Here is a 21816-nt window from a genome sequence, read left to right as displayed (position 1 = left end):
AGCGCGAAACGCCTCACACGTCGCCGTTCGAGTTGGCCCAGTCGAAATAGAGGTCGCGGGCCTTGGCGGCGACGGGGCCGGGCTGGAGGTGGCGGTCCTCGAGGCGGGTGACGGGCACGACCTTGGAATAGTTGCCGGAGGTGAAGATCTCGTCGGCGGCCTCGAAGTCGGCGACCGTCAGCACCCCTTCCACCACCTCGAAGCCCGCCTCGCGCAGGAGGCCGATGACGCGGGCGCGGGTGATGCCGGCGAGGAAGGTGCGGTTGGCGGCCGGCGTGAAGACGACGCCGTCCTTGACCATGAAGATGTTCGACGCGCCCGTTTCGGCCACGTTGCCGAGCATGTCGCGCACCAGCGCGTTGTCGAAGCCGCGCCGCTTGGCATCGACGAGGATGCGGGCGTTGTTCGGATAGAGGCAGCCGGCCTTGGCGTCCGTCGGCATCGATTCCAGCGACGGGCGGCGGAAGGGCGAGACGGTGAGCGAGGTGCCGGCACGGGGATCGCCCATCGGCGCCTCGAACAGGCAGAGCGCGAAGCGGGTCGAGTCCGGGTCCGGCGCCACGACGCTGAACCAGCCGTGCTCGGCCCAGTACATCGGCTTGACATAGATCGCCGTCCTGCCGTCGAATTTCGCGACGCCCTCCCAGGTCAGCCCCTCGATCTCCTCGGCACGCATCGTCGCCCTGAGGCCGAGCGCCTCGGCCGAGCGGTTGACGCGCTGGCAGTGCAGGTCGAGATCCGGCGCGATGCCGTCGAACCAGCGCGCGCCGTCGAACACCGTCGAGCCGAGCCACATGGCATGTGAGGTCGGGCCGATCAGCTTCGGGTTGCCCTCCAGCCATTCGCCGTCGACATAGGTCCAGGTGGTGGTGCGGGCGGATGTATCGACGGGCATGGTGGTTCTCCTTTTCCGGCATGAAGGCCCGCCAGGCGGGATCGGTCAAGCCGCAATGCGCCTCCGTGCCCGGTTTTTCCGCAGGGTCTCAAGAGGATGAATGGGTGCATCAGGCTTTGTCATGGATCGCCGGCTTTGCGGCCGGAACCCGCCATGCGATAGAAGAGCATGACCGACGCCCGCCCGACGGCACCCTCAAAATCCCTGTCGATCCGCAGGCTCGCGGCCGGCGACGTCGAGACGTTCCGGGCACTGCGGCTGGAGGCGCTCCGCTGCGAACCGGCCGCCTTCGCCAGCACGGCGGCGGAGTGGGAGGCGCTCGATGCGGACGGCTGGCGCCGCTGGATCGCCGACGCCACGCTGCTCGCGGCGCATCTCGACGGCGAGCCCGTCGGCCTCATGGGTTTCATGCGGCAGCGGGCGAGCAAGATGGCGCACCGGGCAAGCGTCGTGATGGTCTATGTGAGGCCGGAGCACCGGGGAACCGGACTGGCGGAGGCGCTGCTTTCGGACCTTTGCGCCGAGGCCGCATGCGACGGCGTCGTCCAGCTCGAACTGGCGGTGACGGCGGAGAATGGCAGGGCGGTCGATTTCTACCGCCGCGCGGGTTTTGCGGAGATCGGCCGGATTCCCGGCGGCTTCCGCCACGAAGGACGCGAGATCGACGAGATCCTGATGGCGATGCGCATCGCGCCGGCGGCGCGAGCCGCGCCCTGAGAACGACGGCAAGGACGAGGACGACGATGAAAGCCATGTATTACGAAGCCTTCGGGGCAACACCCGAGATCCGCACGCTGCCCGATCCGACGCCGACCCGGGGCGGCGTCGTCATCAAGGTGGAGGCGACGGGGCTCTGCCGCAGCGACTGGCACGGCTGGATGGGGCACGACCCCGACATTTCCCTGCCGCATGTGCCGGGACACGAGCTGGCGGGCATCGTCGTCGTCGCCGGCCGGAACGTCGGGCGCTTCAAGGCGGGCGACCGGGTGACGGTGCCCTTCGTCTCGGGCTGCGGCCATTGCGGCGAATGCCGCTCGGGCAATCAGCAGGTCTGCGAGGAGCAGTTCCAGCCGGGCTTCACGCACTGGGGCTCGTTTGCCGACCATGTGGCGATCGACCATGCCGACCACAATCTCGTGCCCCTGCCGGAGACCGTCAGCTTCGCCACCGCCGCAAGCCTCGGCTGCCGTTTCGCCACCTCGTTTCGCGCCGTCGTCGACCAGGCGCGCGTCACCGGCGGCGAATGGGTGGCCGTGCACGGCTGCGGCGGCGTCGGCCTGTCAGCGATCATGATCGCCGCCGCGCTCGGTGCCAACCCGATCGCCATCGATATTTCCGAGGAGAAGCTCGCCTTCGCGCGCGACATGGGCGCGGTCGCGGCCGTCAACGCACGGCAGGTCGCCGACGTGGCCGAGGCGGTGCGCGAAATCACCGGCGGCGGCGCGCATGCCTCGATCGACGCGCTCGGCTCGCCGGTCACCTGCTTCAACTCCATCAAGAACCTGCGCCGGCGCGGCCGCCATGTGCAGGTCGGCCTGATGCTCGGCGAACACGCGACGCCGGCGATCCCGATGGCGCAGGTGATCGGCCACGAGCTGGAGATCTACGGCAGCCACGGCATGCAGGCCTGGCGCTACGATGCGATGCTCACGATGATGGCGACCGGAAAACTGAAGCCGGAGCGGCTGATCGGCCGGGAGATTTCGCTGGAAGACGCGGTGCCCGCCCTGATGGCGATGGACACGGCGACCGATCTCGGCATCAGCGTCATCACGCGGTTCTAGGGTGCGGCGCCATTGTGCAATGCACAAAGAATTGACATTATCGCTCCAATGACCAATGCCTTGCTTTCAATGCGCATTTAGGGGGAGCCGCGCACCGTGTCCCATGCCGCCTATGTCTTCGATGCCTATGGCACGCTGTTCGACGTGCATGCGGCCGTGCGCCGCCATGCGGGCGATGTCGGCGAGAACTACCAGCTCTTCTCCGAGGTCTGGCGCGCCAAGCAGCTCGAATATTCCTGGACGCGGGCGCTGATGGGCGCCTATCGCGACTTCTGGACGCTGACGGAGGAGGCGCTCGACTTCACGTTCCAGCGCGTGCCGGGCGTCGACCGGAGCCTGCGGACCAAGCTGCTCGAAGCCTACTGGAAGCTCGACTGCTATCCCGAGGTCCCGGCCGTCCTGAAGGGGCTGAAGGGCCGCGGCGCGAAGATCGCCATCCTCTCCAACGGCTCGCCGGAAATGCTGAAATCGGCCGTCGCCAATGCGGCGCTCGACACGGTGATCGACGACGTCTTCTCGGTGGACGCACTGAAGACCTACAAGACGGCGCCCGCCGTCTACGACCTGGTGACCACCGCCTACCGGCTCTATCCGAACGCCGTTTCCTTCCAGTCCTCCAACCGCTGGGACGTGGCGGGCGCGACGCGGTTCGGCTTCCGCACCGTCTGGATCAACCGCAGCAACGCGCCGGACGAATACGGCGATCTCGGCCCGAGCCTGATCCTGCCCTCGCTCGACGCGCTCTGAGGAACCGCCGCATGGCCTGGTCCGCGTCCGACTACCTGAAATTCGAGGACGAGCGGACCCGGCCGGCGCGCGACCTCCTGGCACAGGTGCCCGACCCGCCGCCGGGCACCGTCTACGATCTCGGCTGCGGGCCGGGCAACTCGACGGAACTCGTCGCGGCGCGCTTTCCGGGCCGCGGCGTGCGCGGCGTCGACAACGCCGCCGACATGCTGACGGCGGCGCGCCAGCGCCTGCCCGGCATCGATTTCATCGAATGCGACCTTGCCCGCTGGCTGCCGCACGAGCCGGCCGCCCTGCTCTTTTCCAACGCCGTCTTCCAGTGGCTGCCGGACCATATGGCGCTCCTGGCGCGGCTCATGGCGCATCTCCGGCCGGGCGGCGTGCTTGCCGTGCAGATGCCGGACAATCTCGACGAGCCGTCGCACCGGCTGATGGCGGAGAGCGCGACGGCGGGCCCGTGGCGGCACGCCTTCGAGGGCCGCCTGCCGCACCGGGTGCCGCGGCCGCCGCCGTCGGCCTATTTCGACGCCCTGTCGCCGCTCGCGGCGCGCGTCGACGTCTGGCACACCGTCTACAACCACCCGATGGCCGATGCGGCGGCGATCGTCGACTGGGTGAAGTCGACGGGGCTCAGGCCCTATCTCGACCGCCTTCCGGCGGCGGACCGGCCCGGTTTCCTGTCCGACTACACGGCCCGCATCGACGCGGCCTATCCGCCGCTCGCCGACGGACGGCGCCTGCTGCGCTTCCCGCGGCTGTTCGTCGTCGCCGTCAGGGCGTGAGCGGTCCTTCGACGCCGCAGACGCGCGACTGCCGGCGTGACAAAGGCTCGCGATAAAGTTACATTTCACAACTGTAGCGGGATCGTCGGGCCGCCGCAGGGCGCGGCGCCCGGTCGAGGTCGAACGGAGGCGCGCCATGTCCAACAACTACAAGCGCATGGGAAAAGTGTTCGACGGCGAGACGGACGTGGCCGCGATGCCGCGCTGCGCCAAGCGTCTCCTCAGGATCCGCGCCAATCTCGAAAAGCTGCGCCGCCAGAAGAAGGATTCGTCGCTGTTGCTGGCGACCTGGAACATCCGCGACTTCGATTCCAACAAGTTCAAATACGGCCCGCGGCTGACGGAGAGCTTCTACTATATCGCCGAGATCATCTCCTGCTTCGACCTCGTCGCGCTGCAGGAGATCAACCGCGATCTCGCGCCGCTCGACAAGGTCATGGGCATCCTCGGACGCGAATGGGACTATATCGCCACGGACACGACCGAGGGTTTCGGCGGCAACGGCGAGCGCATGGCCTTCGTCTACAATCGGGAAAAGGTCTGGTTCCGCAAGATCGCCGGCGAAATCGTGCTGCCCAACGGCCATCTCGTCGTATCGAAAGCAAAAGTGAAGGCGGACACGGCGACGCCCGGGATCGAGCCGCAGATCAAGGAGATGAAGCAGCAGTTCGCGCGAAGCCCCTTCCTCGTCACCTTCCAGTCGGGCTGGTTCCGCTTCAGCCTCTGCACCGTCCACATCTATTTCGGCGACGATTCCGGCCCGCAGCTCGAGCGCCGGATCAACGAGATAAATGCGCTCGCCAAATTCTTCGCGGACCGGCAGGACACCGTCAGCAAACAGGAAAAGGACCGCAACGGCGTCGTTGAGAACTACATCCTGCTCGGCGACTTCAATGTCGTCAGCCCGCAGCACGAGACGATGAAGGCGCTGAAAAGCAGGGGCTTCAAGATCCCCAGGCAGATCGACGGCGAGACGATGGGAAAGGACCAGCGCAAGCATTTCTACGACCAGATCGCCGTGCGCGTGAAGGACAAGCGCTTCCGGGTGGTCGATGGCGGCATCGTCGACATGTTCGCCGAGGTGTTCCGGGACAATGCCGAGGACATCGCGCTCTATGCGCCCTTCATGCCTCCGACCGACCCCGAGACGAAGAAGAGCGCCAGGGCGAAGACGCCCGAAGACCTCTATCGCAAATGGCGCACCTGGCAGATGTCCGATCATTCGCCGCTGTGGATCGAGATCGACACGGACTATACCGACGACTACCTGCGCCAGATCGCCGGCGGAGCCGACGTGTGAGAACCTGACACCCGCGCGCAAGCGGCGGTGCCGCCAGCCGCCGAGGCAAGAAACCCGTCCGCTAAAGCCGTTCTGCCAGAAAATCGATGAAGGCGCGGATGCGGGCGGCGAGATGCTCGTGGCCGGCGAAAACGGCGTGCACCTCCTCGAGGTCACCGGGATTGTGATCCTCCAGCAGCGGCACGAGCGCGCCGGCGGCGATGTCCGGCTCCACATGGAAGCGCCCGACGCGGCCGATGCCGATGCCCGCGAGACAGAGCTGGCGGATGATCGACCCGCTCGACACCAGCAGGTTGCCGGAGACCGGCCGCCGCTCCACCGCCGTGCCGCCCGGCGGCAGGAAGGACCATTCGTCGATGCTGCGGCGGAAGTTGAAGCGGATGCAGTTGTGCCCGGCAAGGTCGGCCGGCGTCCGCGGCGTGCCGTGGCGGGCGAGATAGGCGGGCGAGGCCATCACCACCTGCCGGCTTTCCATGAGCTTGCGGGCCTTGAGGCTCGAATCGCGCATCGGCCCGTGGCGGACCGCCACGTCGGCGCGCTCGCCGACCACGTCGATCAGCCCGTCCGTCAGCGTCAGGTCGAGCTCGATCTCCGGATAGAGCGCGAGGAAGGCCGGGGCGAGCGGCAGGATGTAGCGCTCGCCGAAGCCGACCGACGCATTGACGCGCAACGGCCCGCGCGGCGTCGCGCGGGCACCGTCGGCGACGATCCGCTCCGTCTCGGCGATCTCGGCGAGGATGCGCCGGGCGCGCTCCAGATAGAGTTCACCCTCCGGCGTCAGTTCCAGCGTGCGCGTGCTGCGCACGAGAAGGCGCGTGCCGAGCCGATCCTCGATGCGGGTGACGAGCTTGCTGACGGCGGACGGCGACAGGCCGAGCCGGCGGCCGGCGGCGGAGAAGCTCTTAAGTTCGGCGGCGGCCGCGAAGACCTCCATCTCGCCGGCGCGATTGTCCATCGGATCCTCCTTTGAATTCAATTCAAAGATACTTATCCGATCCCCCGACTTATCGCGCAAGGCAGCGCGGCGCATAGTCCGCCTCGAACCAACCTCCGAAACCCCGTTCTGCCGCCGGGCCGCGCCCGGCGCAGGGAGTCCGCCCATGCCTCCTGCCCTCTTCGCGCTGACGATCGCCGCCTATGCGATCGGCACCACCGAATTCGTCATCGTCGGCCTGCTGCCGACGGTCGCCGGCGACCTCGGCATCACCCTGCCGCTCGCCGGCCTCATCGTTTCCATCTATGCGCTCGGCGTCACCTTCGGCGCACCGGTGCTGACGGCGCTGACCGGGCGGGCGGGCCGCAAGGGCCTGCTCATCGGTCTCATGGCGCTCTTCGTCGCCGGCAATACGCTTGCCGCGCTGTCGCCGTCCTACGAAATGCTGCTCGTCGCCCGCGTGCTCTCGGCCTTCGCGCACGGCGTCTTCTTCTCCGTCGGCTCGACCATCGCGGCCGATCTGGTTCCGGAAAACCGGCAGGCCTCGGCGATTGCCATGATGTTCATGGGGCTGACGGTCGCGATCGTCACCGGCGTGCCGCTCGGCACCTTCATCGGCCAGACCTTCGGCTGGCGGGCGACCTTCTGGGCCGTCGCGGCGCTCGGCATCGTCGCCTTCGCCGGCATCGCGCTGCTGCTGCCGACGAACCTGAAACGGCAGGCACCGGCCGGCCTCGTCGACCAGGTCCGCGTGCTCGGCTCCGGCCGGCTGCTCCTCGTCTTCGCGATGACGGCGCTCGGTTATGGCGGCACCTTCGTGACCTTCACCTATCTCGCGCCCGTGCTGCAGGAGATCACCGGCTTCTCGGCCGGAAGCGTCAGCCTGGTGCTCGTGCTCTACGGCCTGGCGATCGCGGCAGGCAATATCGCCGGCGGCCGCGTCGCCGACCGCAACCCGGTGCGCGCGCTCTTCTGGCTCTTCGCCGTGCAGGCGCTGGTGCTCGTCGCCTTCACCTTCACCGCCCCCTCGCCGGTGCCGGCGCTCGTGACGCTTGCGGCGCTCGGCTTCCTGAGCTTCGCCAACGTGCCCGGCCTGCAGCTCTATGTGGTGGAACTCGCCAAGCGCCATCGCCCGGGCGCAATCGACGTCGCCTCGGCGCTCAACATCGCCGCGTTCAATCTCGGCATCGCGGCCGGGGCCTGGATCGGCGGCCTCGTCGTCGCCTCGCCGCTCGGCCTCGGTGCAACGCCCTTCGTCGGTGCGGTTCTCGTCGCCGCTGCCCTCGTTCTGACGCGCATCAGTGCCATGCTCGACCGCAAGGCGGAGGAGCAGGCGCCCGGCTGGAGCGGCCGGGCAGAACCGAACCGCGCCTGAGGCGTTTCACCCCATCACAGCCTACCGGCGCCGTCGCCTGCGGCGGCCGCAGTCCAGAAGGAGAAAACCATGAAAACCGTCTCTTCCAACGGGGCCAACATGCCCCAGCTCGGCTTCGGCACGTTCCGCATGCCCGAGAGCGAGGTGCTCGCCATCCTGCCGAAGGCGATCGAGACCGGCTTCCGCCATATCGACACGGCGCAGATCTACCGGAACGAGGCCGCCGTCGGCGCGGCGATCGCCCGCTCAGGCGTCGCGCGCGACGAACTCTTCCTCACCACCAAGGTCTGGGTCGACCGCTTCCATCACGACGACTTCCTGCGCTCGGTCGCCGAAAGCCTGGAGAAGCTCAGGACCGACCATGTCGACCTGCTGCTCCTGCACTGGCCGAACGACACGGTTCCGCTCGCCGAGCAGATCGGGGCGCTGAACGAAGCCCGCGACCGGGGCTATGCGACGAATATCGGCGTTTCCAACTACAACACCGGGCTGATGGCGGAGGCCGTGCGCCTGAGCACGGCGCCGCTCGCGACCAACCAGGTCGAGTATCACCCCTATCTCGACCAGTTCAAGGTGCTGGAAGCGGCCGAATCCTACCACATGTCGGTCACCGCCTATTACGCCATGGCCGACGGGCGCGTGCCGAAGGATCCGGTGCTGAAGGAAATCGGCGCCCGCCACCGCAAGACGGCGGCGCAGGTAGCGCTGCGCTGGCTGATCGAACAGCCGGGCGTCGTGGCGCTGACGAAGACCGCGACCGAAAGCCGGCTGAAGGAAAACTTCGACATCTTCGACTTCACGCTGTCGGCCGAGGAAATGAAGCGCATCCACCTGCTCGCCCGCCCGGACGGCCGCATCGTCAATCCCGACGGTCTCGCGCCGCGCTGGGACAGGGCGGCGTAGGGCCGCGAGACACAAGGTTCGCCGCGGCCGACTTGCCCGCGGCGAACCTTGTCTTCAATTCCTGATTGAATCCAACAGTCGACTTGCTACAATCCGATTGCCGAAATCGATTTTTTGTAGTAACAAGAAATGTCGATTGAATTCGATCCGCTGAAACAGGCAATGACGCTCAGAGAGCGCGGCCTCGACTTCTCGCGCGCGGCCGACCTATTCGACGGCGAGCATATAACGATCGAGGATGACCGGGAGGACGACGGAGAAGCGCGGTTCATCACGGTCGGTCGTCTCGACGGACGAATGGTTGTCATCGTTTGGACCTGGCGCGGCGATGCCCAGCGGACCATCAGCATGAGGAAAGCCAATGACCGGGAGCAGGAAACCTTCGGCAAACGACTGGATCGATCCTGAAGATGCACCCGACCTCTCCGAAGCACCCTGGCGCGAGCGGATTGCCGCCGCTCCCCTGCGCCGCGGTCGGCCGCGCCGCGAACCGGTGAAGACGTCGACGACCATACGCCTCGACACGGATCTGATCGCCCATTTTCGCGCCGGCGGCCCGGGCTGGCAGTCGCGCATCAACGCCGCTCTGCGGCAGTGGCTCGAGCAACAGCGGACGTGAGGCAACCGCAGACGAAACCGTTTGCAGGAATCTTGCTGACATACTGGCAAGGATGGCGCCATCGTTCCGCTTGGGGATGGCCGGTTGATCGACACGCGCGGCCCCGGCGCTACGGATGATGGCTGGCCGGCGATCCTGCACAAGGAAACCTGCCACAGATCCGCCTTCCCTTTGCAATTCGCCGGCCGAAGGTCTATGCAGCCTCTGCCCGCCGCCTGGCGGGCGGAGGAGCATTCCATGCCGTCCCACCCGGCCCCCGCCGTCGATTTTGCGCCCGACTGGGCGGCGATCGTTGCCGTCGTTCTCGGCGTCACCGCCTTTTCGGTGGCGCAGGGCGTCACCTATCCGCTGATCTCGCTGGTCCTCGAGGCGCGCGGCGTGACGTCGACGCTGATCGGCATCAACGCGCTCGCCTTCGCGCTCGGGCTCGGCGCCGCGACGCTGTCGCTCGGCCGGCTGACCCACCGCTTCCGCGCCGACCGGCTGATCGTCGCCGGCCTCGTCGGCTGCGCGCTGTCGCTCGCCGCCTTCGCCGTCACGACGTCGCTTTCGGCCTGGTTCGTTTCCCGCTTCGTGCTCGGTTTCTCGGCCAGCATCATCTTCATGCTCGGCGAGGCCTGGCTCAACGTCGCCTGCCCGGACCGGCTGCGCGGCCGAGTCTCGGGCATCTACGGCGCCTGCATCTGCGCCGGTTTCGCGGCAGGCCCGCTCGCCATCCCGCTGTTCGGAACCGAGGGCGGCTTCGGCTTCGCGCTGACGGCCGTCTATCTCGCCATGGTCGCGTTTGCGACCGCCATGCTGCTCTTTTCGACGAAGACCGTGCCGGAACCCTCGACGACGCGGGACCTCTTCGCCTTCTTCCGGCAGGCGCCGCTGCTCGTCGCCATGGTCTTCGCCTTCGGCTTCGCCGACATCGCGGCGATCTCCGCGATGCCGGTCTATTTCGTCAAGACCGGGCATACGGAGGCCTTCGCGGCGGTGAGCGTCACGGTGCTGGCGCTGCCGACCGCGCTTGCCCAGCCCTTCATCGGCGTGGCGCTCGACCGCCTGCCACGCCGCCGGGTGGCGATCGCCGCGGCGACCGCCGGGGCGGCGAGCTTCCTTGCCATCCCGTTCCTCGACGCGCCGGCCGCCATCCTCGCCGCCTTCGCGCTGATGGGCACGGCGACCTTCTCGCTCTACACCTGCGCGCTGACGATGCTCGGCGAACAGTTCCGCGGCGGCATGCTGGTTGCCGGCGCTGCCGCCTATTCGCTCGCCTATGCGATCGGCAGCGGCGCCGGATCGAGCGCCACCGGCGCCGTCATGGAATGGGGCGGCCCCGCGGCCGGGCCGCTGTCGGTCGGCGCGGCGCTTGCCCTGTTCACGGCGCTCTTTGCTCTTTCGGGACGGCGGCAGGCCTGAGCGCCCGCCCGCCCGTCCGCCGGGCCGGCAGGTTGATCAGCACCACGCCGGCGATCGCCGTCACCGCGCCGGCAAGCACGACGACGGGCAGATACTCGCCGAGCAGCACCGTTCCGAGCAGGACGCCGACGACGGCCCGCAGATAGGCCTGGCTGGCGACGCCGAGCGAGCCGATCGTCCGGACGAGGCGGAAATAGATCATCACCGCAACGCCCGTTGAGAAGACCGACAGCATGGCGACGGCGAGCAGCGCCCGCGGCGACGGGGCCAGCCGCCAGGGCGCGTCCAGCACGAGGCTCAGGGGAACGAGGCAGGCTGCGGCGCAGAGCATGGTGCCGGCCGCCGTGACCGGCGCCGAGAGGTGGTGGAAGCGGCGGCCGTAGATCGCCGCACCGGCGTAGAGCATGGCGCCCGACACCGCCGCGGCCTGGCCGACGACCTGCCGGCCGAGCCCGGCAAGCGCTTCCGTCCCGACGATCAGCAGCACGCCGACAAGGCCGAGACAAGCGCCGAGGAAACGCAGCGGGCCGGTCGGCTCGTGGCGGCTGATCAAAAGGGTGAAGAGGAAGACGAAGACCGGCGAGGTGGAATTCAGGACACTCGCCAGGCTGCTGTCGATGTGCTGCTGGCCCCAGGCGAGCACCGTCCAGGCGATCGTGCTGTTCAGCATTGCCAGCAGGAACAGCCTCCGCCAGGTGCCGGCATCGGCCGGCAGCCGGTCGCCGCGCAACCGCAGCACGACAAGCAGGAACAGGGCCGCGATCGAAACGCGGGCGGCGACCACCGTTACCGGCGGGATCTCGGCAACCGCGATCTTCAAAAAGAAATAGGAACTGCCCCAGAGCAGCGCCAGAAGGCCAAGAAGCGCGAATTCCCGCGCCGGTCGGATGGGTCTTTCGGTCACGTTCGTCTCCGCTTTCGGAAGACCGGACCCTAGATCACGGCATCGCGCAAATGCTTCGGTCGCGATCGAACCATGCGCGGCGATGCCCTTCGGCAGGCGCGCCGGACCGCGCGTGGCGCACGGTCCGGCGCGACGGCATCGTGCTCAGACGAACTGGCCGAGGCCCGGAACGGAATCGACGACCTGGTCGACGGTCTCGTCGCCGGCGTGCTCGCGGGCGATGGCGATGGTTTCCTTGGCGAGGCCGGTGATCTCGCCCATGCCGAGGCCCTCGCCCATCAGCTGCTGGCCGAGCGCCATGACGCCGCCGCCGCCCACCGCGCTCATCAGCCCGCCGAGCAGGCCGCCGCCGCCGGTGCCCTCGCCGTTGTACTTGGCGACGAGCTCGCTCGCGCCCGGGATCGCCTCGATCATCTTGGCGACCGGGCCATCGGCCGCCTCGCGCTGGAGAAAGCCGAGCATCATGCCGATCGCCTTTTCGGCGAGGCCCGCATCGATGCCGACGGCATCGGCGACGCGGGTGACGAGTTCGTTCATGGGAAGTCCTCCGATAAAATTGACGTTAACGTCAAGGTAAATGAACTCTGCGGCGAACTCAAGCCGGAGCGGGGCGGATCAACAGCCTTGCAGGCGCTTATTGATCTCATGCCCGAACCTTATAAAGTCTGCCTGACGATTCAATGAAAAGATGCGGGGACCCGCCGCGGCAACGTCGCCAGGCAGCCTCCAGGGAGACCAGACGTGACGGAATCCATGCTCCAGGACGGCAAACTCTATATCGGCACCAGCCGCAAGCCGGACGACACGATCAACAAGGGCGAATATCTCGACCTGAAGTTCGGCAACCGGCACGGGCTCGTCACGGGCGCCACCGGCACCGGCAAGACGGTGACGCTGCAGATCCTCGCGGAAGGCTTTTCCAATGCCGGCGTGCCGGTGTTCTGCGCCGACGTGAAGGGCGATCTCTCCGGCATCGGCGCGATCGGCGAGGCGAAGGACTTTCTCCTGAAGCGCGCCGAGCAGATCGGGCTTGCCCCTTACGACTTCCAGCAGTTCCCGGTGATCTTCTGGGATCTCTACGGCGAGAAGGGCCACCGGGTCCGCACCACCATGTCCGAAATGGGGCCGCTGCTTCTGTCGCGCCTGATGAACGCGACGGACGCGCAGGAGGGCGTCATCAACATCGCCTTCAAGATCGCCGACGAAGGCGGCCTGCCGCTGCTCGACCTCAAGGACCTGCAGTCGCTCCTGACCTATATGGGCGAGAACGCCACGGCGCTCTCCAACAAGTTCGGCTTCATCTCCAAGGCATCGGTCGGCTCGATCCAGCGCGAGCTGCTGATCCTCGAGCAGCAGGGGGCGGAACATTTCTTCGGCGAGCCGGCGCTGAAGATCTCCGACATCATGCGCACAACCAACGACGGGCGCGGCGCCATCTCGGTGCTCGCCGCCGACAAGCTGATGATGAACCCGCGGCTCTACGGCACCTTCCTGCTGTGGATGCTCTCGGAGCTGTTCGAGGTCCTGCCGGAGGTGGGCGACCCCGACAGGCCGAAGCTCGTCTTCTTCTTCGATGAGGCGCACCTGCTCTTCAACGACGCACCGAAGGTGCTGGTCGAGCGCGTCGAGCAGGTGGTGCGGCTCATCCGCTCGAAGGGCGTCGGCGTCTATTTCGTCACGCAGAACCCGCTCGACGTGCCGGAAACCGTGCTCGCCCAGCTCGGCAACCGGGTGCAGCACGCGCTGCGCGCCTATACGCCGCGCGAGCAGAAGGCGGTGAAGACGGCGGCCGACACGTTCCGCCCCAACCCGGATTTCGACTGCGCCGCCGTCATCACCCAGCTCGGCACCGGCGAGGCGCTGGTCTCGACGCTCGAAGGCAAGGGCGCCCCCTCGATGGTCGAGCGCACGCTGGTGCGCCCGCCCGCCTCGCGGCTCGGGCCGCTAACGGAGGCCGAGCGCGCCGAGGTCATCAAGGTGAGCCCGGTCGCCGGCCTCTACGACGAGGACTTCGACCGCGAATCCGCCTACGAGATGCTGGCCGCGCGGGCGAGGAAGGCGACGGAGGCGGCCGAGGCCGAGAAGCGCGCGGAAGAAGAAGCCGAGGCCGCCGAGCAGACGTCCGGCGGCAGCCGCTGGACGCTGCCCGGCTTCGGCGACGACGACCCCGCCCCCACGACCACCACCCGCAAACGCACCTCCGGCTACCAGCGCGAGACGGTCGCCGAAGCGGCGATGAAATCGGTGGCAAGGACCGTGGCCTCGTCGCTCGGGCGCGCCCTGGTCAGGGGGATCCTGGGGAGTTTGAAGCGGTAGGGGAAGCCGCCAGCGATAACGGCTGCGCGCCGGCACATCACGCCGACGCCCGGTATCCTTGAAATCGGCGGGGATGCTCCCCATATATGGTCGAGTGGCAGCCATTGAACGGGCGCTGTTGCTTTAAGGGCGACAGTCACCCTGGCCCCAGCAAAGGAGGACATCATGTCTTCCGACTTCCAATTTCATCCCATCCAAGCATCGGACCTGACCTTGATGCGCAGCGTGCTGAGCAATGCGGGTTACTGGGCAAACGGCGCGGCAACCGACGTGAGCGCCGCACGCTTCGTGATTGCGCAGTTTCAAGATGGCGTCCGCACGAGAGAAGGCCTGATCTCCGCCTTGTCGCACAGAGTGAGTCGGCCTTCATGACCCTGTCCTTTCCCAACCCCGCCCGCAGTTACGACGAAAGCAAGCGACGCGTCCGGTTCGTCGGTCATGACGGCATGTTCGAGATCCGCTTCTTCCTGCCCGTCGACGTCTTTGCGGGCGACATTTCGCCGCGAAACGGCACCGAGCGGGACTATCTTTCGGCCTTTGACAGGATGCGCCAGCGTATCCTCGAGACCGCACGCAAAGCCTATGCGGCAAACCGGCGGGACACGATCGAGCTCGACGCCCGCAGTTTCGGCTAGAGTATTCCGGTAAAACGGATCGCCGGAAATACACCAGAGTTTGTTTTTTACCGCATTGTCCGACGTACGGTGCCGGCCGCTTGCCGATCTCGAAGCCCGCGCCCCGTTTTCCGACAACCCGTGTTCCGACAAGTGTTCCGACAAGGAGGATTCATGGCTTTCGCCGGCACCACAGGCATAACGACATCATCTGTCTGCCTCGAGCCCATCGGCAGCGGCGCAGGCGCCCGGCGATGGTAGACAGGCCCGTCCCGCCGGCCGTCGGCGGCCGAACTGCACGGTCCATGCTGCAAAAGCTGCTGCGGCGCGGCGACTATGCGACATCGGACCTTCAAGCCGCATTCGGACGCGACCACTGCAGCGAGCGCATCATCATCGACCGCATCCACGCCGGCATGATCTTGCCGCAAGATTATCCGGCTTCTCCCAGGCAGAACGGTGAATTTGACCGAACGGCCCTGGCGAATTGGGAGAACGAAGGCGGCAGCACCGGCCATTCGTCCTTCAACAATATGGGCGACAGTACCGTTGCTCGAATGCTGGTCCGCTGATGGATGAGAACGACAACATCGTCAGCCTGGTCGAATTCCGAACTTCCAAGGCCCAAACGCTCAAGAGAGGCGGCAACGTGGTTCCGATGGAGGTCAGGTCCGGCAAGGCACCATCATGCACCGTTCATGTCTTGAACAAGCCCGGCCGGCCCGAAGGGATCGCAGAGGAATGACGACAGTCTCTCCGGACGCCGCGAGCCGGCCCGGCGCCGTGCAGACACCGTGAATCCGAAAACCCGGCTCAAGGGAGCTTCGTCCATGTTGACCCGAACGAAAACGCGCACCGTGCATTTCGACAGGCCGTTCACCCTGTTCGGCCTCGACGGCGTGCAGCCGCCCGGCGACTATCAGGTGCAGGACGACGAAGAGCAGCTGACCGGGATTTCCTGGCTCGCCTATCGCCGCATCGATACGCTCATCGAAATCAACGCCGGCCCGAAGAAGAGCCTTGTCTCCATAGACAATGCCGACCTCGATGCCGCGATCGAGAAAGACCGGACACCGTCCATGCCCGCCGGTTGACGGCCCGCCGCAGGGCGACCCCGGTGATCGGGCGGGGCGGCGCGATGCCTGCACCGCCCTTTCTGCGACCGGTCGGAACCGTCCGCGACTACGGCAGGAAATCCCCGTCGCTCAGCTTGAACCTGCCGTCGAGGTGGACGGCGAAATCGGCGCGGGAGAAGCAGATGCGGCGGGCATGCGCGCGGCGAGCCCGAGGCGTTCGGCGACGGCCGTCACGGCCTTCGTCAGAACCACCCCCTCGGCAATGGGCCAGGCGCAAGAATTGCCATTGGCGATGTCCTTTCCCGAGAAAGAAGATCATATTTTCCCGAGAAAGAGGGCCGGACGGAGTTTTTGCTGCCACGGACGCGGCGGGCCGCCCTCGCCTGCGGTCCGGAGACCGCGGACGGGACGGCCGATCCGGCCCGGAGGCAGATGTCAGGCGACCGTCGTCCTGACGTCGAGGTTGCCGCGCGTGGCGTGGCTGTAGGGGCAGACGACGTGGGCCTTCTTGACGAGGTCCTCGACGACCGCCTTGTCGACGCCCGGAACGGACACTTCGAGCGCGGCCTCGAGGCCGAAGCCGCCGCCGTCCTCGCGCGGGCCGATGCCGACGGTCGCGGTCACTTTCGCGTCGTCCGGAATCTTCACCTTCTCCTTGCCGGCGACGAATTTCAGCGCGCCGAGGAAGCAGGCGGAATAGCCGACCGCGAAGAGCTTTTCCGGGTTGGCGCCCGTCGCGCCGTCGCCGCCGAGCTCCTTCGGAACGGTCAGCGTCACGTCGACCGTGCCGTCCTCGGTTGCGCCGTGGCCGGCGCGGCCGCCGGTTACAGAGGCCTTGGTCCTGTAGAGAATGGGCATTTCGGATCTCCCTTGGTTGTGGATGTTTATCGTATAGCGCATAATCTAATTGTGTGCAATATAATTTTGCACATTGAAAAAAATCCGGCCCCGCCGTATAAGGGGATATGGCAGACGAACGTGACAGACCGGAGGCAATGACGGACGACATGCTGGCGCTCGGCCGGCAGCTCTGTTTCGCCGTCTATTCCGCCGCGCACGCGTTCAACCGCAGCTACAAGCCGCTGCTCGACCCGCACGGCCTCACCTATCCGCAATATCTCGTCATGCTGTCGCTCTGGCAGGGCGACGGGAAGACGGTGAAGGCGCTCGGCGACGAGCTCGGCCTCGATTCCGGCACGCTTTCCCCGCTGCTGAGGCGCCTCGAGCAAAACGGCTACATCCTGCGCGCGCGCGACAGGAGCGACGAACGGCAGGTTTTGGCAACGCTCACCGAGCGGGGCCGCGACCTCAAGCGGGAAGCCGCCGGCATCCAGCGGGGGATCGGCGAGGCGACGGGATGTTCGCTCGAAACCCTGAGCGCGCTGACCGCCGAGCTGCGGGAGCTTGCCGCCCGGATGAATGCGACAGAAATATGAACTGCTAAATTTAGCGCTGCCGGTGACGCAACTTTCGCGCTAAACTTGCCGACGAGTCGAAGCTGGGACACGTCAGACCATGGCAGTCCGTTGGCGCGGGATATGGCCGGACCTCTTCGTCGGCCTGATCTGCATCACTTTGGGGTCCATCGTCCTCGGCCTTTGGCTGGCCGGGGCCCGCTCGCTCGTTGCGACCTACCCGTCGCCGTTCCTGATGCAGTTCAACACGGCGCTGTGCTTTGTGGCGAGCGGTCTCGCCTTCATCCTGTCCGCCGGAGCGATGCCCCGCCTCGCCATCGCCCTTGCGGCGGCCGTCTGGCTGTTTTGCATGCTGACGCTGCTGCAATACCCCCTTGGCGTGAACATCGGCATCGACACGCTGTTCCTCGACCCCGTCGTGCGGCCTGCCAGCGGCGCGCCCGGGCGCATGGGAGCAAATTCCGCCATCTGCTTCATTTTGGTTTCCTCCGGCATCGCCACGCGTGCGGCGACGAAGCGAAACACACGCCTGCAGGCCGGTCTGGGCTTTGTCGCCGGCACGATTGCCGCCGTCGCGCTGACGGGCTACCTGATCGATCTCGACCGAGCCTATGCCTGGTCGCGCCTGGCCCGCATGTCGCCGAGCATCGCGATCTGCTTCGTCGCGCTCGGCACCGGCCTCGTGTTCATCGGCCCGCGGTCGGAGCGGCATTCGCGCGGCCGCCTTGTGCCGGCGGCGGCGATCATCACCTATTTCGCATTGCTGACGTTCAGCCTTCTGGAACTGCGCAGGCCGGTGTCGACGACCGCGCTCGCCACCTTCGACTGGGTTTTGAGCGTGCGCACGACCGTCACATACCTCCTCCTCACGTCCGGGATCATCTACATCGCGCTCATCGCCTATTCGCAATGGAATGCCCGGCGCTACAGGCGGACGCTGGACGATCTCGAAGGCAGCGAGGCCCGCCTCGCCGCCATCATCGGCAACGCCGTCGACGGCATTGTCACCATCGACCGCAACGGCACGATCCTCTCGGCCAATCCGGCCTGCGAACGGATCTTCGGCTACCGGAACGACGAGATGATCGGGCGCAACGTCAAGATGCTGATGCCGGAGCCCTATCACAGCGCCCATGACGGCTATGTCGCCAACTACAACCGCACCGGAGAAGCCAAGGTGATCGGCATCGGCCGCGAGGTCGAGGGCCGCCGCAAGGACGGCAGCGTCTTCCCCCTCGATCTCGCCGTCGCCAAGGTCGACCTTGTCGACGGCGTCATCTACAGCGGCGTGGTGCGCGACATCTCGGAGCGCAAGGCAATGATTCGAGATTTGGCGGACAGCCGGGAACGGTTTGCCGCCGTCATCGACAATGCCGTCGACGGCATCATCTCGATCGACGCGGCGGGCACGATCCGCTCCGCCAACCCGGCCTGCGAACGGATCTTCGGCTACCGGAACGACGAGATGATCGGGCGCAACGTCAAGATGCTGATGCCGGAGCCCTATCACAGCGCCCATGACGGCTATGTCGCCAACTACAACCGCACCGGAGAGGCCAAGGTGATCGGCATCGGCCGCGAGGTCGAGGGCCGCCGCAAGGACGGCAGCGTCTTCCCCCTCGATCTCGCCGTCGCCAAAGTCGAGCTCGGCGACGGCATCCTCTACAGCGGCATCGTGCGCGACATCTCGGAGCGCAAGCGCTACGAGCAGGAACTGATCGAGGCCAATACGGAGCTCGAGGAATTCGCCTACCGCACCTCGCACGACCTGCGCTCGCCGATCGCCTCCTCGCTCGGGCTCATCGGTATCGCGCAGGATCTCCTCAAGGACGGGGCGCATGGCGCGCTGGAGGGCACGCTGGAGCGCATGGAGAAGAACTTCCGCCGGCAGGACCACCTGATCCAGAATATCATCGTTCTGACGCGCAATCGCCTGCTCGACGAGGCGGCACAACCGATCCGCGTGCACGAGGTCGTGCGCGAGACGTTGGAAAGCCTGTCCCATCTCGACCATTTCGGCCGCCTGTCGATCGCCAATCATGTCGGGCAGGAATTGACAATCGTCAACAAGCCGTCAAAATTCCAGATCGTGATCGGCAACATGATCTCGAATGCCATCAAGTATCACGATCCGCAGGAGACGGCGCCGACGATCGAAATCCGCGCGGAGCGAAGCAACGGCACGTTGTGCATATCGGTGGAAGATAACGGCATCGGCATTCCGGCGGAAAGCCGGCACCAGTTGTTCCGCATGTTCAAGCGCCTGCATCCCAACCGCGCCTTCGGTAGCGGCCTCGGCCTCTACATCCTCAAGAAGAGCGCGGAATCGCTGGGCGGCCGGGTGCTGTACGAGCCGAGGGAAAAGGGCAGCCGCTTCGCAGTGGAGCTGCCCGAGAAGGGGGGAGCATGAATATGACGTCGATCCTGGTTGTAGACGACGACGAGAACGACCAGTTCATCTGCGAATACACGATCCGAAAGTTCAATCCCGACATCCGGATCGCCAAGGCTTTCGACGGCGCCGAGGCGCTCGACATCCTGCGCAGCGGAATGCCGGACGCCATCATCCTCGACATCAACATGCCGGTGATGAACGGCTTCGAGTTCCTCGACCGCTATGCCGCGGAGTTCGAGAATCATGCGCCGGTCGTCGCCATGCTCACGAGCTCCCATCTCGGCAAGGACCGCGAGCGCGCGATGCGCTACAGCTTCGTGAAAAGCTATTTCGAAAAGCCGCTGACGACCGAGCATCTGAGGATCATGACGGAGCTGCTGGCGACGTGACGCGTTCCGCCACCCGGCGCGCTCAGATCACCAGCACCGGCGCCTTGCCGGGCACGCGCTGGTAGAGGTCGATGACGTCCTGGTTCAGCAGCCGGACGCAGCCCGACGAGACGGCCTTGCCGATCGACTTCCATTCCGGCGTGCCGTGCAGCCGGTAGAGCGTGTCCTCGCCGTTCTGGAAGATGTAGAGCGCGCGGGCGCCGAGCGGGTTGGCGAGGCCGGGCGGCATGCCGCCGTTCCTCCCGGAATATTTGGCGAGCTCCGGCTGGCGCGCGACCATCGAATCGGGCGGCGTCCAGCGCGGCCAGGCCTGCTTCCACTGGATGACCCCCCTGCCCGACCAGGCGAAGCCCTCGCGGCCGATGCCGACGCCGTAGCGCATTGCCCGGCCGCCGGACAGCGTCAGGTAGAGATAGCGGTTGCCGGTATCGACGATGATCGTGCCGGGCTGCTCGCCGAACGGATCCTCGACCTCGCGGCGCCAGTAGCGCGCGTCGATCTGCCGGTAGGGCACGGCCGGAATCTGGTAGCCGCCGTCGATGCGCGCCGCATAGATGCCGACATAGGCGGGATCCGCTTCGGGCAGCCCGGTCGGCAGCACGGGCTCCTCGTAGGGTCCGTCATCCGGCACGCGGCCCTCGGGAAAGACACCCGGCCGCCCCTCCAGCTCCGGGTTGCGGAAGACCGGCGCGGTCTCGTAGCGGAAGCGGTCCGTATTCATCGACGAGGTACAGCCGGCCAGGCCGGTGAGCGCGGCCATGCCGGTCAGACGCAGGAAGCGGCGGCGGGAGAACGACGGGGAATGGGTCATGAACGAACTTTGCGATCCAGTGGACTCGGGCGGGACGGACGCCTCCGCCGGGCAGCAGCGCTTCTTTACGTCGGCAACCATGCCGCAAATGTGGCAAACGCGGCTGGCGCGTGGCTTGCGCGCGCCGCCGCGTCAGGACGGCCGCGTCAGGCGGCGTGCTGTTCGGCGCGGAATTCCTTCAGAACGACGCAGTTCCGCCCCGTCTGCTTGGCGAGGTAGAGACATTTGTCGGCCTCCGGATAGAGTTCGATGAAGGTGACGCGACCGCCCGACCACGCGACGCCGACGCTGATCGTCAGCGGCTCGCCGTCGCCGGCCTGCGTCAGCCCCGACGCCATGACGGCAAGCCGCAGCCGCTCGGCCGCAAGCGACGCCACCGGCTTGTTGACGCCCGGCATGAAGACCGCGAACTCCTCGCCGCCCATGCGCCCGAGCACGTCGATAGGGCGGATGGCGGAGTTGATCGCCGCGGCGACGCCGATCAGCACATGGTCGCCCTGCTCATGGCCGAGCGCGTCGTTGACCCGCTTGAAATAATCGACGTCGATGACCATCAGCGCCGCGCCATCCGGCACGCCCTGACGCCCCTGGCGCTCCCACTCGGCCATTTTCGCGATGAAGGCCCGCCGGTTGAGGCAGCCGGTCAGGCTGTCGGTATAGGCCAGCTCCTCAAGCCGCATCTTGGCGATCGCCAATTGCCGGATCTTCCACTGGAAGACGGTGAAGGCCGGCAGGGCGAGCACGATCGGGATGAGGATGTTGTTGCGGATCGCCACGGCTTTGAACTCGGGCGCCATGCGGCTGAAATTGCCGTAGTCGAGCGCGAGCGCCACGCCGATGCAGACGAGCGTCCCGATCGTCGAAATCAGCCCGATCTTCAACCAGTCCCGTCTCTCGAGTCGGATCTTCATGGCAGCCTTCAGTCGCATGAAAAGGCTACCATGGCCCATAATGGTGAATCATTGCTTGCCGCGGGGGTCCCCACAGCTCGCGATGGACAGCGCCCGTCAGCCGTCTTTCGCATCCACCATGGCGACCAGCGTTTCGAGCCTGTCCGCCTCCGCCGGCAGCTTGTCCTGCCTGAGCCGCGCAATGCGGGGAAAGCGCATGGCGATGCCGGACTTGTGGCGCGTCGAGCGGTTGATGCCCTCGA

Annotated in this window: 26 protein-coding genes; 19 read left to right on the top strand and 7 right to left on the bottom strand. The window is 66.6% G+C overall.

The features are described 5' to 3' along the window. Positions 1–13: 13 nt before the first annotated feature. On the bottom strand, positions 14–895 hold the full coding sequence (locus LXM94_RS01105; protein ID WP_235769301.1) for a branched-chain amino acid aminotransferase: 882 nt from the start codon (positions 893–895) through the stop codon (positions 14–16). A 168-nt stretch (positions 896–1063) separates the two neighbouring features. Here LXM94_RS01105 and LXM94_RS01100 point away from each other — a divergent pair, with 168 nt between their 5' ends. The 5 genes from LXM94_RS01100 (at position 1064) to LXM94_RS01080 (ending at position 5508) form a co-directional block, all read left to right on the top strand. Next, the gene (locus tag LXM94_RS01100; RefSeq protein ID WP_235769300.1) at positions 1064–1612 is read left to right on the top strand and encodes a GNAT family N-acetyltransferase; all 549 of its coding nucleotides are present in this window, start codon (positions 1064–1066) and stop codon (positions 1610–1612) included. Between the two features lie 26 nt (positions 1613–1638). Further along, on the top strand, positions 1639–2679 hold the full coding sequence (locus LXM94_RS01095; protein ID WP_235769299.1) for a zinc-dependent alcohol dehydrogenase family protein: 1041 nt from the start codon (positions 1639–1641) through the stop codon (positions 2677–2679). 96 nt (positions 2680–2775) lie between these two features. Continuing rightward, positions 2776–3426 carry a haloacid dehalogenase type II gene (locus LXM94_RS01090; protein WP_235769298.1) on the top strand — a complete coding sequence of 217 codons (651 nt, stop codon included), beginning with the start codon at positions 2776–2778 and terminating at the stop codon, positions 3424–3426. Positions 3427–3437: 11 nt separating this feature from the next. Then, positions 3438–4208: a trans-aconitate 2-methyltransferase gene (gene tam, locus LXM94_RS01085; RefSeq protein ID WP_235769297.1), complete on the top strand. Its 771-nt coding sequence runs from the start codon at positions 3438–3440 to the stop codon at positions 4206–4208. Between the two features lie 136 nt (positions 4209–4344). Then, the gene (locus LXM94_RS01080) at positions 4345–5508 is read left to right on the top strand and encodes an endonuclease/exonuclease/phosphatase family protein (protein ID WP_235769296.1); all 1164 of its coding nucleotides are present in this window, start codon (positions 4345–4347) and stop codon (positions 5506–5508) included. A 61-nt stretch (positions 5509–5569) separates the two neighbouring features. On the opposite strand, the gene LXM94_RS01075 is transcribed toward LXM94_RS01080, so the two are convergent. Further along, positions 5570–6463 (bottom strand): LysR family transcriptional regulator, encoded by an 894-nt coding sequence (locus LXM94_RS01075; protein ID WP_235769295.1) that lies wholly within the window; start codon positions 6461–6463, stop codon positions 5570–5572. A gap of 145 nt (positions 6464–6608) precedes the next feature. Between LXM94_RS01075 and LXM94_RS01070 the strand changes: the two genes are divergently transcribed. The 5 genes from LXM94_RS01070 (at position 6609) to LXM94_RS01050 (ending at position 10743) form a co-directional block, all read left to right on the top strand. Further along, the gene (locus tag LXM94_RS01070; RefSeq protein ID WP_235769294.1) at positions 6609–7817 is read left to right on the top strand and encodes an MFS transporter; all 1209 of its coding nucleotides are present in this window, start codon (positions 6609–6611) and stop codon (positions 7815–7817) included. A gap of 69 nt (positions 7818–7886) precedes the next feature. Then, complete coding sequence (locus tag LXM94_RS01065) at positions 7887–8720, top strand: aldo/keto reductase (RefSeq protein ID WP_235769293.1); 834 nt, start codon at positions 7887–7889, stop codon at positions 8718–8720. A 129-nt stretch (positions 8721–8849) separates the two neighbouring features. Further along, a complete protein-coding gene (locus LXM94_RS01060) occupies positions 8850–9128 on the top strand; it encodes a BrnT family toxin (RefSeq protein ID WP_235769292.1) in 279 nt (92 codons plus the stop codon). Beyond that, positions 9082–9339: a BrnA antitoxin family protein gene (locus LXM94_RS01055; RefSeq protein WP_235769291.1), complete on the top strand. Its 258-nt coding sequence runs from the start codon at positions 9082–9084 to the stop codon at positions 9337–9339. The genes LXM94_RS01060 and LXM94_RS01055 overlap by 47 nt, the downstream gene beginning before the upstream one ends. A 237-nt stretch (positions 9340–9576) precedes the next feature. Further along, positions 9577–10743, top strand: a complete 1167-nt coding sequence (locus LXM94_RS01050; protein WP_235769290.1) for an MFS transporter — start codon at positions 9577–9579, stop codon at positions 10741–10743. Here LXM94_RS01050 and LXM94_RS01045 read toward each other — a convergent pair. Beyond that, a complete protein-coding gene (locus LXM94_RS01045) occupies positions 10703–11647 on the bottom strand; it encodes a DMT family transporter (RefSeq protein ID WP_235769289.1) in 945 nt (314 codons plus the stop codon). The two genes, LXM94_RS01050 and LXM94_RS01045, sit on opposite strands and share 41 nt — an antisense overlap. A gap of 144 nt (positions 11648–11791) precedes the next feature. Next, positions 11792–12184: a hypothetical protein gene (locus LXM94_RS01040; RefSeq protein ID WP_235769288.1), complete on the bottom strand. Its 393-nt coding sequence runs from the start codon at positions 12182–12184 to the stop codon at positions 11792–11794. Positions 12185–12400: 216 nt separating this feature from the next. Here LXM94_RS01040 and LXM94_RS01035 point away from each other — a divergent pair, with 216 nt between their 5' ends. The 6 genes from LXM94_RS01035 (at position 12401) to LXM94_RS01010 (ending at position 15671) form a co-directional block, all read left to right on the top strand. Further along, the gene (locus LXM94_RS01035) at positions 12401–13963 is read left to right on the top strand and encodes a helicase HerA-like C-terminal domain-containing protein (protein WP_235769357.1); all 1563 of its coding nucleotides are present in this window, start codon (positions 12401–12403) and stop codon (positions 13961–13963) included. 165 nt (positions 13964–14128) lie between these two features. Beyond that, complete coding sequence (locus tag LXM94_RS01030) at positions 14129–14335, top strand: hypothetical protein (protein ID WP_235769287.1); 207 nt, start codon at positions 14129–14131, stop codon at positions 14333–14335. Further along, the gene (locus LXM94_RS01025; protein ID WP_235769286.1) at positions 14332–14598 is read left to right on the top strand and encodes a DUF1488 family protein; all 267 of its coding nucleotides are present in this window, start codon (positions 14332–14334) and stop codon (positions 14596–14598) included. The genes LXM94_RS01030 and LXM94_RS01025 overlap by 4 nt, the downstream gene beginning before the upstream one ends. A gap of 284 nt (positions 14599–14882) precedes the next feature. After that, complete coding sequence (locus tag LXM94_RS01020; RefSeq protein ID WP_235769285.1) at positions 14883–15149, top strand: hypothetical protein; 267 nt, start codon at positions 14883–14885, stop codon at positions 15147–15149. Next, positions 15149–15322: a hypothetical protein gene (locus LXM94_RS01015; protein WP_235769284.1), complete on the top strand. Its 174-nt coding sequence runs from the start codon at positions 15149–15151 to the stop codon at positions 15320–15322. The genes LXM94_RS01020 and LXM94_RS01015 overlap by 1 nt, the downstream gene beginning before the upstream one ends. A gap of 85 nt (positions 15323–15407) precedes the next feature. Continuing rightward, positions 15408–15671, top strand: a complete 264-nt coding sequence (locus tag LXM94_RS01010; protein WP_235769283.1) for a hypothetical protein — start codon at positions 15408–15410, stop codon at positions 15669–15671. A gap of 417 nt (positions 15672–16088) precedes the next feature. Here the strand turns inward: LXM94_RS01010 and LXM94_RS01005 are convergent, their stop codons facing one another. After that, the gene (locus LXM94_RS01005) at positions 16089–16511 is read right to left on the bottom strand and encodes an organic hydroperoxide resistance protein (RefSeq protein ID WP_235769282.1); all 423 of its coding nucleotides are present in this window, start codon (positions 16509–16511) and stop codon (positions 16089–16091) included. A 107-nt stretch (positions 16512–16618) separates the two neighbouring features. Here LXM94_RS01005 and LXM94_RS01000 point away from each other — a divergent pair, with 107 nt between their 5' ends. The 3 genes from LXM94_RS01000 (at position 16619) to LXM94_RS00990 (ending at position 19852) form a co-directional block, all read left to right on the top strand. Next, positions 16619–17089, top strand: a complete 471-nt coding sequence (locus LXM94_RS01000; RefSeq protein ID WP_235769281.1) for a MarR family winged helix-turn-helix transcriptional regulator — start codon at positions 16619–16621, stop codon at positions 17087–17089. Between the two features lie 79 nt (positions 17090–17168). Beyond that, positions 17169–19478, top strand: coding sequence for a sensor histidine kinase (locus LXM94_RS00995; RefSeq protein ID WP_235769280.1), 2310 nt, complete (start codon positions 17169–17171; stop codon positions 19476–19478). Continuing rightward, on the top strand, positions 19475–19852 hold the full coding sequence (locus tag LXM94_RS00990) for a response regulator (RefSeq protein WP_235769279.1): 378 nt from the start codon (positions 19475–19477) through the stop codon (positions 19850–19852). Before LXM94_RS00995 ends, LXM94_RS00990 begins: the two co-directional genes overlap by 4 nt. A 22-nt stretch (positions 19853–19874) precedes the next feature. Here the strand turns inward: LXM94_RS00990 and LXM94_RS00985 are convergent, their stop codons facing one another. Then, the gene (locus LXM94_RS00985) at positions 19875–20663 is read right to left on the bottom strand and encodes a L,D-transpeptidase (RefSeq protein ID WP_235769278.1); all 789 of its coding nucleotides are present in this window, start codon (positions 20661–20663) and stop codon (positions 19875–19877) included. 146 nt (positions 20664–20809) lie between these two features. After that, a complete protein-coding gene (locus LXM94_RS00980) occupies positions 20810–21574 on the bottom strand; it encodes a GGDEF domain-containing protein (RefSeq protein ID WP_235769277.1) in 765 nt (254 codons plus the stop codon). Between the last annotated feature and the right edge of the window lie 242 nt (positions 21575–21816).

The sequence above is a fragment of the Rhizobium alarense genome (genome assembly GCF_021555155.1).
Classification (GTDB): domain Bacteria; phylum Pseudomonadota; class Alphaproteobacteria; order Rhizobiales; family Rhizobiaceae; genus Rhizobium_D; species Rhizobium_D alarense.
This window is presented reverse-complemented; position numbering and strand designations above follow the sequence as displayed.